General features: G+C 36.4%; 15 protein-coding genes. 2 read left to right on the plus strand and 13 right to left on the minus strand.

The genetic code is table 11. The features are described 5' to 3' along the window. Positions 1-217: 217 nt before the first annotated feature. Both CD003_RS11730 and CD003_RS11735 read left to right on the plus strand, forming a co-directional pair. Entirely contained in the window at positions 218-934 is a 717-nt protein-coding gene (locus CD003_RS11730; protein ID WP_257008301.1) for a YqfQ family protein, read from the plus strand. A 106-nt stretch (positions 935-1,040) separates the two neighbouring features. After that, entirely contained in the window at positions 1,041-1,988 is a 948-nt protein-coding gene (locus CD003_RS11735) for a 4-hydroxy-3-methylbut-2-enyl diphosphate reductase (protein WP_096201289.1), read from the plus strand. Positions 1,989-2,072: 84 nt separating this feature from the next. Here the strand turns inward: CD003_RS11735 and CD003_RS11740 are convergent, their stop codons facing one another. The 13 genes from CD003_RS11740 to CD003_RS11800 all read right to left on the minus strand — a co-directional run bounded on the left by CD003_RS11740 (position 2,073) and on the right by CD003_RS11800 (position 15,188). Further along, entirely contained in the window at positions 2,073-3,194 is a 1,122-nt protein-coding gene (locus CD003_RS11740; RefSeq protein WP_096201290.1) for a Nif3-like dinuclear metal center hexameric protein, read from the minus strand. Next, a complete protein-coding gene (locus tag CD003_RS11745; protein WP_096201291.1) occupies positions 3,191-3,901 on the minus strand; it encodes a tRNA (adenine(22)-N(1))-methyltransferase in 711 nt (236 codons plus the stop codon). The genes CD003_RS11740 and CD003_RS11745 overlap by 4 nt, the downstream gene beginning before the upstream one ends. A 175-nt stretch (positions 3,902-4,076) precedes the next feature. Next, positions 4,077-4,454 (minus strand): c-type cytochrome, encoded by a 378-nt coding sequence (locus CD003_RS11750; RefSeq protein ID WP_096201292.1) that lies wholly within the window; start codon positions 4,452-4,454, stop codon positions 4,077-4,079. A 191-nt stretch (positions 4,455-4,645) separates the two neighbouring features. Then, positions 4,646-5,191, minus strand: a complete 546-nt coding sequence (locus CD003_RS11755; RefSeq protein ID WP_096201293.1) for a hypothetical protein — start codon at positions 5,189-5,191, stop codon at positions 4,646-4,648. An 87-nt stretch (positions 5,192-5,278) separates the two neighbouring features. After that, the gene (gene rpoD / locus CD003_RS11760; protein ID WP_096201294.1) at positions 5,279-6,397 is read right to left on the minus strand and encodes an RNA polymerase sigma factor RpoD; all 1,119 of its coding nucleotides are present in this window, start codon (positions 6,395-6,397) and stop codon (positions 5,279-5,281) included. A gap of 69 nt (positions 6,398-6,466) precedes the next feature. After that, a complete protein-coding gene (gene dnaG / locus CD003_RS11765; RefSeq protein WP_096201295.1) occupies positions 6,467-8,278 on the minus strand; it encodes a DNA primase in 1,812 nt (603 codons plus the stop codon). A gap of 102 nt (positions 8,279-8,380) precedes the next feature. Then, positions 8,381-8,842, minus strand: a complete 462-nt coding sequence (locus tag CD003_RS11770) for a YaiI/YqxD family protein (RefSeq protein WP_096201296.1) — start codon at positions 8,840-8,842, stop codon at positions 8,381-8,383. Positions 8,843-9,256: 414 nt separating this feature from the next. Continuing rightward, positions 9,257-10,072: a pyruvate, water dikinase regulatory protein gene (locus CD003_RS11775; protein ID WP_096201297.1), complete on the minus strand. Its 816-nt coding sequence runs from the start codon at positions 10,070-10,072 to the stop codon at positions 9,257-9,259. Between the two features lie 37 nt (positions 10,073-10,109). After that, positions 10,110-10,763 carry a helix-turn-helix transcriptional regulator gene (locus CD003_RS11780; RefSeq protein WP_096201298.1) on the minus strand — a complete coding sequence of 218 codons (654 nt, stop codon included), beginning with the start codon at positions 10,761-10,763 and terminating at the stop codon, positions 10,110-10,112. Between the two features lie 191 nt (positions 10,764-10,954). After that, positions 10,955-13,027 carry a glycine--tRNA ligase subunit beta gene (glyS, locus tag CD003_RS11785; RefSeq protein ID WP_096201299.1) on the minus strand — a complete coding sequence of 691 codons (2,073 nt, stop codon included), beginning with the start codon at positions 13,025-13,027 and terminating at the stop codon, positions 10,955-10,957. Then, complete coding sequence (glyQ, locus tag CD003_RS11790) at positions 13,020-13,910, minus strand: glycine--tRNA ligase subunit alpha (RefSeq protein ID WP_096201300.1); 891 nt, start codon at positions 13,908-13,910, stop codon at positions 13,020-13,022. The genes glyS and glyQ overlap by 8 nt, the downstream gene beginning before the upstream one ends. Positions 13,911-14,251: 341 nt before the next feature. Next, on the minus strand, positions 14,252-15,007 hold the full coding sequence (gene recO, locus CD003_RS11795) for a DNA repair protein RecO (protein ID WP_096201301.1): 756 nt from the start codon (positions 15,005-15,007) through the stop codon (positions 14,252-14,254). 40 nt (positions 15,008-15,047) lie between these two features. After that, positions 15,048-15,188: a YqzL family protein gene (locus CD003_RS11800; protein ID WP_096201302.1), complete on the minus strand. Its 141-nt coding sequence runs from the start codon at positions 15,186-15,188 to the stop codon at positions 15,048-15,050. Positions 15,189-15,419: the final 231 nt, after the last annotated feature.

Below are 15,419 nucleotides of genomic sequence, written 5' to 3' on the forward strand. Positions count from 1 at the left end.
ACCTTCACTTATCTAAGTTACTGTCAATATTTCTTTGCAATAGTTTATTATAACATAATTTTCTTCTCTGTTTTTAAAAAAGCTTTATTCCTATTTGTTTTTCAACTTTTTTAATTAATTGTTACCTTATTATGATACTTGTTTACTTTCACCAATATCCTAAAAGAGCATAGTTTACTTATAGAGAATCATTTCATGAACGAAAGGATGACACATAATGTTTTCTCCTATGCATCATCAACCATCACCAATGCCAATGCAATCTCAGACCGGTCCTTCACTTTTTGAATTTCCTGGCTCGCCAATGCATGCTCCTATACAGCAACAATCAATGCCAATGCATGGAATGCCTTATCAACAACCGATGAATCCTTCTCCTCAACCAAAAGGTGGTTTCCTTTCACGCTTATTTAAACGTAGCGGTGGGTCTCCATCAATCGGTAATCATGGTACAGCATTTAATTCAAACCCATCATTCGGATTTGGTGGAGGTGGAAATCCAACAGGAGCCTTTCCTCAGGCTGCCGGTTTAGCTGGAGCAGCGGGTGCAACAGGTGCAGCTGCTGCAACAACTGGTGCTGCTACTGGCGGAGGTTTTATGGGCTTCATTAATAATGCTCAGAAAGTCATTGGTGTAGCACAACAAGTAGGGCCGATGGTTCAACAATACGGTCCTCTAGTTCGTAGCGCGCCTGCATTATATCAAATGTTCAAGGGGAGTAGTGGCGGTCAAACCAATCCCGCTGAAACAACTAATGAAGAAGCAACACCAGCTGAACCAGTTTCTAATACACAGCCATCTAAATCACTCACTGCAACAACTTCTACTAAATCAAACCATACTCCACTAATGACCGAAGATTTCCCATTGTCTGAACCAGTAGCTAAAAAGAACACTGTAGCTGGTATGCCAGGTCCTAAATTATACGTTTAATATATTATGCCCTAGCCTAATTCATTGTCAGTCTACAATAACTCCTTTATAATTAGAATGTGCAAGTACATCCATGTACTTGCAGATTTTTTGTAGGAGGCCTGTCATGAAAGTTTTAAAAATATCTCCACGAGGCTATTGTTATGGTGTAGTAGATGCAATGGTCCTAGCAAGACAAGCTGCACAAAACCTTGATTTACCAAGACCCATTTATATTTTAGGAATGATCGTTCACAATAAACATGTTACAGAGGCATTTACTGAAGAAGGTATTATATCATTAGATGGCCCAAACAGAATGGAAATTATAAAGAATGTCGACAAAGGAACTGTAATTTTTACAGCACATGGTGTATCACCAGAAGTACGTAAGGTTGCAAAAAATAAGGGCCTAACGATTGTTGATGCAACATGCCCTGATGTAACAAAAACACATGATTTAATAAGGGAGAAAACATCTGAAGGCTATCACATCATCTATGTTGGTAAAAAAGGTCACCCTGAGCCAGAAGGAGCTATCGGTGTTGCTCCTGAACATGTTCATCTTATCCAGACAACTGATGACGTAGCACAGTTAGATCTTACTTCAGATAAGCTCCTTGTAACAAATCAAACAACAATGAGTCAATGGGATGTAGCAGATATTATGAATGCAGCATTAAAGAAATATCCTCATGCCGAAATTCATAATGAAATTTGTCTCGCTACTCAAGTTCGTCAAGAGGCTGTTGCAGAGCAAGCTGCAGAAGTAGACCTCGTTATCGTTGTTGGTGACCCAAAGAGTAATAACTCTACTCGCCTTGCTCATGTTTCTGAAAAAATTGCTGGTACTAAAGCATATCGTGTGGCAGACGTAAGTGAAATTCAGCTCGATTGGCTAAAGGGCATTACCTACGTAGGAGTAACATCCGGTGCTTCAACACCTACTCCTATTACAAAAGAAGTTATAAACTTCCTCGAGAATTATAATCCTGAAGATGAAACAACATGGACATTAGAAAAGAAAGTAGAACTTAACAAAATTCTACCCAAAGTTCGTCCAAAGAAAAATTAGCACACATTAAAGAGGCTGCCTATTTGTAAAAACTTTAAAATAGGCAGCCTCTTTTCATTTTCACAAAAACTAATTAAATGACTTTTACACAAAAGTAAAAGGATCTGTATTTATTTTAGATGCTGTGATTTCAATTGCATGATTATTTCTTTCTGCCCAGGCCTGAAGGTATATTCTTACTCCATCCTTCATTATTTTTTCTACATTATGTCCCGGATCGACAATATTTAAACCATCCATCATAGCATCATGTGCAACATGATAATAAACATCACCTGTAACAAAAACATCCGCGCCTTTAAATCTTGCCTGTGACATATACTTATTGCCATCTCCACCTAAAACAGCTACCTTCTTCACCTTATCGCTCAGATTACCTACGACCCGCGCTCCCTTTACATCAAAAGTCTTTTTGACATGATGAGCGAACTCTTCTAACGTCATTTCAGTTTCTAATTCACCAATTCTCCCTAAACCTAGTGACTCTCCTTGGTTGTCTAATGGATAAATATCGTAAGCAGGCTCTTCATATGGATGAGCTTTAATCAAAGCTCTTAGTACTTTATTTTGAAGGTGAATTGGGATAATTGTTTCAATTTTTGTTTCCTTCACAAACTCTAGTGTTCCTTTTTGACCGATATAAGGGTCTGTACCTTCCTCAGGTAAGAATGTTCCTGTTCCAACACTATTAAATGTACAGTTACTATAATTCCCTATATGACCAGCACCCGCAGCTCCTAATGCCTGTCTAACCTCATTTTCATGTGATTCCGGTACAAAAACTACTAATTTCTTTAAAGCAATCGTTGTTGTCGGGGCAAGTACATCTATATTTTCTAAGCCTAATGCTTCTGCCATTAAATCATTGACTCCACCTTTTGCAACATCTAAATTTGTATGAGCCGCATAGATAGTAATGTCATTCTTAATTGCCTTTTCAACAATTCTCCCATTCGGTCTATCAGTTGCAATACTTTTTAACGGACGAAAAATAAGAGGATGATGTGCAATAATTAAATCTACATTCTCTTCAATTGCTTCATCAATAACCTCTTCTAACACATCGAGAGCAATCATTACTTTATGTATAGGCTTATTTAGTGTACCGATCATTACACCATTCTTATCTCCTTCTACCGCAAGAGATTTTGGTGACCACTCTTCAAAAGCTTGAATGACTGTTTGTCCATTTAGTGATTTATTCATCCTTTTAAAACCCCCTCAACTTTTTCTATTAAAGACGTTAGCTCCTCTTTCTTTTGTAACACTTCTTCTGTTTGCTTTGCTTCTTTAAATTGTGACAAAATCCTTCTCCAATTTTCTAATTCATAAGTCCACTTTTTACAGAAGGCTTCATTTCTCTCCAGCATTAAGTAAGGCCCTAATAATATAGAAAGCTCTTTGTTATCTTCGTAAAGCTCTTCAGCTTCTCCTCTATCAGCAACTAATACTTCATATATTTTATTATCTTCTTCTAGAATTGTTTCTTTCGTTAATGCCCAACCATTGTTCATGAGCCAAATTCGAACTTTATCTGCTGTAACATTAGGTTGTAAAACTAAGCGCTGTACGCCGTCGAGCTTATCTTTCCCCTCTTCAAGAATCGTGGCAATCAACACTCCACCCATCCCAGCAATTGTTATTACCTCTACTTCACCTGGTTCCATTACCTCTAATCCATTTCCCTTACGTACCGAAATAACAGACTGGAGTGAAAGTTTCTCTACTTGTTCCTTAGCAGAGAGAAAAGGTCCCTCATTTACCTCCCCTGCTACTGCTTTATGTAGTTTCTTATGCAACGCTAAATAACACGGTAAATACGCATGATCAGACCCAATATCAGCTACACTTGAGCCATTTGGTACATATTCTGCGACTTCCTTTAAGCGTCTTGATAATTGCAATTCGTTCATCTATTATTCACCACTAACCTTATTTATTAGAGGTATTGTTCCTCATAAAAACTAGTTTCATTATACGGAAGTTGTAAGTCGCCTTGCAACCAGTAGACAGTATAAAATCTGTAAAGTGATCTTTTCGTTTCATAAGCAATGAAAAAAGAGGGTATATATACCCTCTTTACATTCATTATTCAGAAATTGATAGCAAGTATGTAGCGATTGCATCAGCTTCAACTTGATTATGTGGCATTGGAGGCATTGAGCCGATACCTTTTTGAACGATGTTAGCGATTTCTTCCTCAGAATATCTACCATCTAAGTCGCTAATAGCAGGGTTAGAACCTACACCTTGAAGGTCGCCACCATGACATCCGATACATGATCTGTTTACAAGTTCTTCACCAGCAGTAATTGGATCTTCAAATTCTACTACTTCTTCAGCACCTTCACCGTCCGCCTCATCTGCACTTAATTTCTCAGATAATCCAACGAATGAAAGAGAAAACATAAGAAGAATTCCAATAATTGCTATAACTCCAAATGGAACTAATGGTTTACCTTTCACTTTCTTATCCCCCTTTACACTATAATAATTGTATTCACCTATTATGTTTGTGAATATCGGTTAGGATTCCCTCTATATTTTACTTGAAAACATTACAAGAGAAAAGAGATAAGATCAGATTTGCTTATTTTGTCACTCTTTTCCCTTGATATACACTCCTATGTAAACATTATCTACTTGAACTTACTCTATTATATAGCAAATAAAAAGAAAATCAAAAGTACAAACCCAATTGAACCTGCAATTGTAAAGTATTTTAATTTAAATTTTACACCGATTGCAAGCCAAGTTACACATGTTAATAGTATTGTGAGCGCCATTGCTAGGCTGTTGTTTGGAAAGAGTTGATCTGTTCCATGAACCATTAGGATAAACAATACTAGTGCCCCTACTAAATAATATAAATGAGCGAGCATTTGATGTGATTCAAACATTTTTCGCCCCATAAAGAAAATTGCTACGACAAAAAATGTTCCTAGGAGCATTTGCATTACAAACGAAAAATCAGTAAAATAAATTACAAGAACTGTTAATGCTAAAGATAGATTAACAAGGAAAAATGTATAAATAACTTTGATATTCCATTTTGAACGTTGAGTCTGGGCTGGTTCTTCTTTAGTTTCGTTTCCTTCTGAATACAGACTTAACAGAAAATCACAATAATGGGCAGGTAATAAATTACTTGCTTTCCAATGTTTTATTTCTTTAATAATTGTTTCTTTACGTTGCGGGTCCATTGGCTCTCCTCCTAACCCCCATAACCGCGTACAAAAATGGTTTACTTCTCGATAAATACGAAGTAAACCATAGATAGATATTAAATTTTACTCTAAGAAATCCTTTAATCGCTTGCTTCTACTTGGGTGCCTTAATTTACGTAAAGCTTTAGCCTCAATTTGACGGATACGCTCCCTAGTAACACCAAATACTTTTCCTACCTCTTCTAATGTGCGAGTTCTTCCGTCATCTAGACCAAAACGAAGACGTAACACATTTTCTTCTCTATCAGTAAGAGTATCTAGTACATCTTCTAATTGCTCTTTTAAAAGCTCGTAAGCCGCGGCATCCGATGGAGCAAGTGCATCTTGGTCTTCAATGAAATCTCCAAGATGAGAATCATCTTCTTCACCAATTGGCGTTTCTAATGATACTGGTTCTTGAGCAATTTTTAGAATTTCACGAACTTTCTCAGGAGTTAAATCCATCTCCTCTGAAACTTCTTCTGGCGTAGGTTCACGACCAAGGTCTTGAAGTAGCTGTCTTTGAACACGGATTAATTTGTTGATAGTCTCAACCATATGAACCGGGATACGAATCGTTCTTGCTTGGTCAGCAATTGCTCTTGTAATTGCCTGTCTAATCCACCAAGTTGCATACGTACTAAATTTATATCCTTTTTCATAATCGAACTTTTCAACAGCTTTAATTAGACCCATATTACCTTCTTGAATTAAGTCAAGGAACAGCATCCCACGTCCAACGTAACGCTTTGCAATACTTACAACTAAGCGAAGGTTCGCTTCTGCTAAACGACGTTTCGCTTCTTCGTCACCCTGTTCAATACGTTTTGCTAATTCAATTTCTTCTTCTGCTGATAAAAGTGGTACTCGGCCGATTTCTTTTAAATACATACGTACAGGATCATTAATTTTAATACCTGGTGGTACGCTTAAATCATTTAAATCGAACTCTTCCTCTTTCTCAACTTGCTGTAAACTAGGTGGGACATCATCTGATTCATTTAAAATCTCAATACCCTGTTCACCTAAATATTCAAAAAACTCGTCCATCTGATCTGAATCCTGATCAAATGCAGCTAGTCTTTCTGTAATTTCAGTATAGGTTAGGACACCACGCTTTTTCCCTAGCTCTACTAATTGTTCCTTAACCTGATCGATTGACAACTCGCCTTCCGCCAATGGGCGTAATGGTTTCTCAGCCATTCGATCCCCTCCTTCCATTGTTCAAGACAATTTATATCTTTACTTACTTAATTTTTGATTGTTCGAGACTTACTTCTGTTTCAAGTCTCTCTTCATTTGAATAATTTCCATTGCTATTTGAGCAGCAAGAACAGCATCTTGCTGTCTTTCAGCTGCACGTTTGTCTTTTTCTCTCTGTTCTATTTCTACCCACTTTGGATAATCTTCAACCTGTCTAATATAATCAGCCAGTTCTTGTTCCGTTAATTCAGCAACATCAATCAAGGCAATTTCAGACGCTACCTTAATTATTTGTTGGTCAGGAAGTCTTTGTACAAACCTTCCTGGGTCTGGTGGATTTCCTTCTGCATAATAAGCATATAAGTATGCAGCAATGGCATGATGTTCATCTATATTAAAGGCTCCTCCAATACGTTCTTGGATTGTATCCGCTAAGTCAATATCCCTCATCATATGCGCAAGCAATCGCCTTTCTGCCATATGAAAGGCTGGTAACAACCTCTTTTGCTGAATTTGCCTTTGGATTGCTATAGGCTTTTTTTCAGTAGGTTGTTGACCCATCTTTGATTTCTTTTGTTCTCGAAATATTCGATATTGCTCTTGCTTTAATGAATCTAATGATAATGAAAATTCCTCAGCAATTTGCCTTAAATAATGATCCCTTTCAACCGAACTTATTAACTTACTGATTTCTGTAAGTACTTCTTCGATATAACGTATTCTTTCTCCTTCATCTTGAAGGTTTCTATCCTGACGTAGATATCTTATCTTAAAAGCCATTAATGTTAAGCTTGCCCCTATTACATCCGTTTTAAATCGATTTCCACCAAATTTCTGGATGTAGTCATCAGGATCAAGTCCGTCAGGTAATATTGCTACTTTGACGAAACACCCTACAGATTCTAAAGTAGAGGAAGCTCGAAATGCCGCACTCTTTCCTGCTGAATCCGGGTCGTAGCAAATGACAACAGTTTCTGCATTACGACGAATTAATTTTGCCTGCTCTTCAGTTAATGATGTACCTAGAGTAGCGACACCATTTTTCACATCTGCCTTCCAAGCGGCAATTACATCAACATATCCTTCAAATAGAACAGCTTCGTTTGCCTTTCGGATTGTCGGTCTAGCAAGGTGTACACCATAGAGTGTTTTACTTTTATTGAAGATTTTTGATTCTGGGCTATTTAAGTATTTTGGTTTCCCGTCCCCAATAACTCTTCCACCAAAGGCGATTGGCTTACCTTGACTATCCCAAATTGGAAACATAATTCGACTTCGAAATCTGTCGAAATACTTTCCATCAAACTCTCTTACTGATAATAGGCCAGCTTGCTCTACCTTTTTTAAATCATACTTTCGTTTTTCTAAAAAGGTTTGTATGCTATTCCAAGCATCAGGAGCATACCCAATTTGAAAGGTTTCTATCTGCTCTTTCGAAAAGCCTCTACCTTCCAAGTACTTTCTCCCAACCTCACCATGTTCTGTATTAACTAAAATATGATGATAAAATTTTGAAATAAGTTCATGAACTTCACTCATTTGAGTTAGCTCGTCATCTTTATTTCTTCCTTCAAAATCACTAACCTCTGGAAGGTCTATTTTGGCTCTAGAAGCTAAATTCTTAACTGCTTCTATAAACGTATATCCCTCAATTTCCATGATAAATGAATATACATTGCCACCTGCCCCACAGCCGAAGCAATGATATAGTTGCTTTTCGGATGACACAGAAAAGGAAGGTGACTTTTCCCCATGAAACGGGCAAAGACCTACATATTGACGCCCTTGCTTTCTAAGCTGAACATAATCGCTTATCACTTCAACGATATCAACAGATTGTCGTATCTTTTCTATCTTTTCATCTGAAATTCGACTCCCCATGGTCACTTCACCATTCTTTACCTAAAGGGTTACTTACAAATAGTCATGTTATTATTTACCTCAACAAATACTTTGAACGCTATTAGGATTCGAGCTTTTTCTTCATAATCCTTCTTTTTGAGATAAAATCTTTCTTAATACATTAGAAAAATTAATTCGGTCAGTTTCTGTAAACTTTTTCGGACCTTTCGTCTTATTCCCAGCTCTCCTCTGTTTTTGAGATAAATGTCTCAGGTGTAGTAAGTTAGAAATATTATCCTCATCGTAAATCATTCCCCTCGGAGAAATAACATTTGCACCTCGAGGTAACAATAAAGAAGCTAAAGCATGGTCTTGAGTCACTACCACATCCCCCTTCTGAACATGGTTAATGATATACAAGTCAGCTGCTTCACGGTCTTTATCAACAATGATTGATTTGGCAACTCTCTTATCTACGACATTATGAGCATAAGACGAAATAAGAAAAACCTCTGACTTAAATTCTTCTGCAATAATAATAATTTCTTCTTTTACTGGACATGAGTCAGCATCCACTATAATGTTTTGCTTTATTCTCTCCATATAACTTTAATTCTACATCCCCTTGCATTATCCTGCTTAGATTTTGTGAATACGAAGAAATTTGTCGACAAACCTTTATCTCTTACTATCATTACCAAAAAAAACAATAAAAAATCTTGACTTTCTCAATTTATTTGTTCTTTTTTCGATTTATGCTTGATTTTTTGATATTTGATCACAATTTTTTATTATAGTAAATATTTACGAGTTTGACTACATATTTGTTATATTTTTATTTATTTCTTAATTTCCCTGAAAGAATACCTTAGATTAGTTATGAGTTATGAGTTATGAGTTCCAAGTATTTATTTTTTTAGCTAGTTAAAAAGCTTTTGCGGTACTTTCAATTCATAATTCATAACCCATAATTTATAATTTAAAAAAACTCCCTATCACTAGAGAGTTCATTCATGATTACTTTCCTTGAAACATGTTTGAAATTAAATTTGCTGTTTCTTCTACCGCTTTGCTTGATACATCGATAACAGTACAACCAATTCTATTCATAATGTCTTCAGCATATTCTAACTCTTTCTTAATACGGTCAATATTTGCATAGTTAGCTTCTGCTTTTAGGCCTAATGCCTTTAGGCGCTCTGCACGGATGTCATTTAACTTTTCTGCACTGATTTTTAAACCTATACATTTTTTGGGAGATACTTTAAAGAGTTCTTCTGGTGGCTCTACCTCTGGTACTAAAGGTACATTCGCAACCTTTAAACGTTTATGAGCTAAGTATTGCGAAAGAGGTGTTTTTGACGTTCTTGAAACACCAATTAATACGACATCTGCTCTCATAATCCCTCTAGGATCTCTACCGTCATCATATTTAACCGCAAACTCAATTGCCTCTACTTTACGAAAATATTCCTCATCTAAACGATAAACAAGTCCAGGCTCAAAGCGAGGCTGTTGATTCGTTAATGCACTAATTTTCTCAAGCATAGGCCCAATTATATCTACAATTTCTACCTTTTCTTTCGATGCTTGCTGAATTAAATATTGTTTAATTTCAGGTACAACTAGTGTAAATGCTATGACAGCATTTACTTGTTTAGCTAAAGTAATAATTTCATCAATTGTGACTTTATCTTCCACATATGGAATTCTCCTAACTTCCACTCCTGTGCCACTAAATTGACTAGTAGCTGCCTTGACTACTAAATCTGCTGTTTCACCAACAGAATCGGATACTACATAAACGACTGGTCGGTGTTTTAAATCTACCATTCCTACCTCCTATAGAGTGTTCAATTATACCTTGACCTTAAATTAAATCATCGCTCGCTAAGTCTACCAATAACTTAGTTATATTTGTTTTCGTCATTCTACCAACAACTTCGTATCCTGAACCTTTGTCACACTCACACACTACAGGAAGGGCATCTATTTGTTTATCAATTAACTTGTTGGCTACTTCTATTATTAAATCATCCTTCTTGCACATCGTTATGTTCGGCATTCTTGTCATAATAATACTGACCGGCATTGTTTCTAGCTTTTGCTTTCCGATACTTGCTCTTAACAAATCTTTTCTTGATAGAACACCAACTAAAGTTGAATGAGAATCTATTACAAATAGAGTGCCCACATCTTCTAAAAACATTGTACAAATCGCATCATATACTGATGAAGATTCACTTACTGATACTGGTATTGACTGATATTCTGAAACTGTAATGTTCTTTACCTTCTCAGTGAGCATTTGGGAACCAGTCTTACCTGTATAAAAATAACCTACTCTAGGTCTTGCATCCAAAAATCCTGCCATTGTTAAAATCGCTAAATCAGGTCTAAGGGTTGCTCTAGTTAAAGATAGCTTTTCAGCAATCTGTTCGCCCGTAATTGGACCGTTTTCCTTAACAATATCTAAAATATGTTCTTGACGAATAGTAAGTTCGATTGTTTTCACCGCCTTCATAACACAAATGTGTTATGCTTATTCATAAGAACATTATATACTAATTCAATCAAATTTGAAATATATGCATAACATTTCTGTTTTTTTTGAAAAATATTAATCAAACTTCTACTAGATATTGAAAATGAGGTGTCCAAAAGACACTTATATCTTTTGGAGCACCTCAGAATGAGCTAACGTTAGCGTATTAGCTAAAAAACAATGACATCAAAGTGTGCGAAAGATTGAATTGTTTCCGCTAGCTTTTTCATTTGAGTCAAACGATTTTGTTTAACTTTTTCATCATCACTCATAACCATAATGTTATCAAAATAATTATTAATCACAGGTTGAATTTTTTCAAGAGCTTGTAGGGCTTCTGAAATATTACTTTTTTCAATCTCCTCATCAACCACTTGTTTTGTTTCTATATATGCCTTATAAAGTGCCTGTTCTTCTTCTTTTTCAAACAATGCTTCTTCTATTTCACCTTCACCAGTGGCTTTCTTAGAAATGTTCGTTACGCGACTTAAAGCTTCGACTAAATCTTTTAAATCTGACTCATTTAATTTCTTCATCAACGTCTCTGCTTTAGTAACTAAAACTTCTACAAGACCAACAGACCCACCTAGAACTGAGTCAATTACATCATAGCGTACCCCACGTTCTTGTAGAGCATTTTTTATACGTAGCTTAAAGAAATTTAGTAACTCATCATAAACCTCTTCCTTACCACGCTTCAGCAATTGGCGTTGTTCAATAATGTTTAATGACATTTGTAGAAGTTCTTCTAGCTTAATTGCTAACTTATGGTCTAAAAGCATTTGCACGATCCCAGTCGTCTGCCTTCTAAGTGCGTATGGGTCTTGTGAACCTGTAGGAATTAGGCCAATAGCAAAACAAGCTGTAACTGTATCTAGCTTATCGGCTATACTAACAACAGTACCAATTAGGGTTTCAGGGCTAGCATCTCCTGAGAAGCGAGGCATATAGTGCTCATAAATCGCTTTCGCTACCGATTCATCTTCTCCTGCTTTTAGTGCATACTCTTGACCCATTCTTCCTTGTAGTTCTGGGAATTCGTATACCATTTGTGTAACTAAATCAAATTTACATAGCTGTGCTGCTCTGTCAATTTTTTCACGGTCGTCTATTGCAAGTAGACTTGATAATTTACTCGCACTATCTCTAACTCGACGTACTTTGTCACCAATTGAACCTAGTTCTTCATGATAAACAATGTTTTCAAGCTGAGAAAGAGCATCCTCAATTTTCATCTTCTGGTCCTCACGATAGAAAAACTGAGCATCAGATAATCTAGCGCGAAGAACTTTTTCATTACCTTTTACTACGTTGTCAAGGTGTTTATGGTCACCATTTCGAACCGTTATAAAACGAGGTAATAACGTATTAGACTTGTCTTTAACTGGGAAATAGCGTTGATGCTCCTTCATTGATGTGATAAGCACCTCTTGTGGTACTTCTAAAAAGCTCTCATCAAACCCACCGAACAATGCTGTTGGATATTCCACAAGATTATTTACTTCCTCAAGTAAGTCTTCATCTATTGGGACAGTCCATTGATTTTCTTCTTCAATTAACTGAATTTGCTTACGAATTGCATCCTTTCTCTCTTCAGGATTTACAATTACATACTGCTGTAACAATGTTTTAGCGTAATCAGAAGGTTGATTAATGTCTACTTTTTGACCTAGGAAACGGTGTCCATATGTAAAGCGGTCTGTATGAACATTAGTAATTTCAAATGAAAGAACTTCCTCACCATATAATGCTACTAACCATTGAATTGGACGAACAAAACGTAAATCATAGTTATTCCATCTCATATTTTTAGGAAAATGTAATGATGTAATTAACTCCTGCACTTGAGGTAATACTAGCTTCGTTTCTTGTCCTGCTGTGAATTTTTTTGCAAATACATATTCTCCACCATTAACTTCTTGGAAAAATAAATCTTCAGGGTCTACACCTTGTCCACGGGCAAATCCTAAAGCTGCTTTTGTCCAATTACCATCATCATCTATTGCAATTTTCTTTGCAGGCCCTCTTGCTTCTTCTTCCATATCTTCTTGCTTTTCAGCTAAACCATGTACAAGTACAGCTAAACGTCTTGGCGTTGAATACGATTCAATTGTATCAAAAGAGATTTTCTCAGTATTTAGCCATTCCGCAACCTTAGTCGATAACTGATTCATCGCATCAGTAACAAAACGGGCAGGCATTTCTTCCATTCCGATTTCTAATAAAAAGTCACGTTTACTCATCGTTCTTCTCCTCCTTCACCTTAAGCATTGGGAAGCCTAAGCGCTCTCTCTCCTCATAATAAACAGATGCACATTTTCTTGCTAAATTACGAACTCGACCAATATAGCCTGTTCTTTCTGTTACTGAAATTGCACCTCTTGCATCAAGTTGGTTAAAGACATGTGAGCACTTTAAGACGTAATCATAAGCAGGGAAAACAAGTTCTTCTTCTAACGCCCTTTGTGCTTCTTGCTCATATGTGCTAAATAAACTAAATAACATTTTGCTATCAGACACTTCAAACGTATATTTTGAGTGCTCATATTCAGGCTGTAAATATATATCTCCATATGTGAAGCCATTAACCCATTCAAGGTCAAATACATTTTCTTTATCTTGGATATAAGACGCTAACCGTTCAATTCCATATGTAATCTCAGCTGCTACAGGATTCGCATCAATCCCACCTACTTGTTGGAAATATGTAAATTGAGTAATTTCCATTCCATCAAGCCAAACTTCCCACCCTAGTCCCCATGCACCAAGAGTAGGAGCTTCCCAGTTATCTTCAACAAAACGAATGTCATGTTCTAGAGGGTTAATTCCTAATTCCTTTAAACTTTCTAAATACAATTCCTGAATATTATCAGGTGACGGCTTCATAATTACTTGGAATTGGTGATGTTGATAAAGACGATTTGGGTTTTCACCGTAACGACCATCTACAGGGCGTCTTGAAGGCTCAACATAGGCTACATTCCAAGGCTCTGGACCTATACTTCGTAAATAAGTCATCGGGTTCATCGTTCCTGCACCCTTCTCAACATCATACGCTTGAGTGATAATACAGTTTTGTTTAGCCCAAAAATTTTGTAAAGTTAAAATCATATCCTGGACATTCATAATACATCCTCCATTCTTTAATCAAACAGTTGTAAAGCTGGTGTCAGCTGAAGTTGGTTCTAGTTTGGGCAAATAGAGATTAAAAACAAAAAAAACCTCTCGTCCCTATGTTTAAAATAAATTAAACATAGGGACGAGAGGTTTTCCCGCGGTTCCACCCTAATTGCTTATCATCAAAGAATAAGCCACTTTCACCGATTGTGCTCCAGACTGCCTTCGTTATCTTCAACACCCCTAGCTCTCACTATCCTAGGTTCGCTTTCTGTTGAGAGGATAAGTACTACTTTCCTTCTTTACACCATATAAATTTAATTGAATCATACTGAAATTTTCTGAAGATGTCAAATTTCGTCATAGCCCATTCGCTCAAGCTGTTCCAAAAAACGCTTTGACTTTAGGTTAAGCCCTGAATATTGGTCGTAATATGTAGAGATAACTTTTTTTATTTCATCCTTCGTTTCTCTTTTGACTGACACTTTCCCTAATCTTTTTAAATCGAAGTGATAAAATATACGTAATAATTTTACTGTCGCTGGAGTAATTTTGATTAGGTGTGGATCTTTATAAAAGCAACGATGACAAAGAAATCCCGCTTCTTTTATCGAAAATCCAAAATCCCCTTCTTGATTGCCACAGCTATTACAGCTATCTAGTTGTGGGTGAATCCCTGCTACTGGCAGCATCTTCATTTCAAAGATACGAATCAATATCTCCGGATCAACTTCTTCATTCATATAGTGAAGAGTTTGAAATAATAGCTCAAATAAAAATGGATTACGCTGTCGTTCGTCCGTTAGTTTATCTAATAATTCTACAATATAGGAAGCATAAGAGGTTCGAAACAAGTCATTTCGAACCTCACGAAATGAGTCTATGATTTCACCTTGCTGTAACAGTCCTAGTCCCGTACTTTTTTGAAAAAGAAATGAACCATAGATGAAATGTTGTGAAATCGCAGTAAACCGACTCCGGGGCTTTTTCGCACCTCTAGCCATAACCCCAATCTTTCCATATTCTCTTGTATATAAAGTAACAATCTTATTCGATTCACCGTAATCCATTGTTCGGATTACAATACCTTCTGCTTTTTGCAACACCTACATCACCACATTTACTTAGTGTAAGGTGCAATAAGGGCTAATGAGCGTCTACTTTATCTAATTCATCCTCAAAATCATTTAACTGTGTGTCGTCATTATCACGTTCTAACTCTTTAAGTAGCAAATACGTGTCAACATTGCCTGTCATTGAAAATACTTTCCATGAGAAATCAAGCATCTAAGACTCCACCTTTCTATGAATTCAATTTAGACCGCTCTATAGTCCTATCTTGACCTATTTTTTAAAAATCATGTTAAGGAAAATTTGTAAATTAAAAACTAAGAGCTGTTTTTAATTTACGCACATGTTTTCTGAGCGATGTCCCAAAAGCTTGTTTTTTACTTTGAGGATACCCTCGTACAACCATGTGTAGAAATCGAAACCATTGCTCATCTTTGCCCCAGCTAA

Origin of the sequence: Bacillus sp. FJAT-45350 (genome assembly GCF_002335805.1) — a bacterium.
Taxonomy (GTDB): Bacteria; Bacillota; Bacilli; order Bacillales; family NISU01; genus FJAT-45350.

Bases quoted from the DNA above. Each gene is read 5' to 3' on its own strand.
- CD003_RS11775 (WP_096201297.1), bottom strand. From the start codon at position 10,072: ATGGTAGATTTAAAACACCGACCAGTCGTTTATGTAGTATCCGATTCT.
- CD003_RS11740 (WP_096201290.1), bottom strand. From the start codon at position 3,194: ATGAATAAATCACTAAATGGACAAACAGTCATTCAAGCTTTTGAAGAG.
- CD003_RS11745 (WP_096201291.1), bottom strand. From the start codon at position 3,901: ATGAACGAATTGCAATTATCAAGACGCTTAAAGGAAGTCGCAGAATAT.
- CD003_RS11800 (WP_096201302.1), bottom strand. From the start codon at position 15,188: ATGCTTGATTTCTCATGGAAAGTATTTTCAATGACAGGCAATGTTGAC.
- CD003_RS11735 (WP_096201289.1), top strand. From the start codon at position 1,041: ATGAAAGTTTTAAAAATATCTCCACGAGGCTATTGTTATGGTGTAGTA.
- glyS (WP_096201299.1), bottom strand. From the start codon at position 13,027: ATGAGTAAACGTGACTTTTTATTAGAAATCGGAATGGAAGAAATGCCT.
- glyQ (WP_096201300.1), bottom strand. From the start codon at position 13,910: ATGAATGTCCAGGATATGATTTTAACTTTACAAAATTTTTGGGCTAAA.
- CD003_RS11755 (WP_096201293.1), bottom strand. From the start codon at position 5,191: ATGGACCCGCAACGTAAAGAAACAATTATTAAAGAAATAAAACATTGG.
- rpoD (WP_096201294.1), bottom strand. From the start codon at position 6,397: ATGGCTGAGAAACCATTACGCCCATTGGCGGAAGGCGAGTTGTCAATC.
- CD003_RS11730 (WP_257008301.1), top strand. From the start codon at position 218: ATGTTTTCTCCTATGCATCATCAACCATCACCAATGCCAATGCAATCT.
- dnaG (WP_096201295.1), bottom strand. From the start codon at position 8,278: ATGGGGAGTCGAATTTCAGATGAAAAGATAGAAAAGATACGACAATCT.
- CD003_RS11780 (WP_096201298.1), bottom strand. From the start codon at position 10,763: ATGAAGGCGGTGAAAACAATCGAACTTACTATTCGTCAAGAACATATT.
- CD003_RS11770 (WP_096201296.1), bottom strand. From the start codon at position 8,842: ATGGAGAGAATAAAGCAAAACATTATAGTGGATGCTGACTCATGTCCA.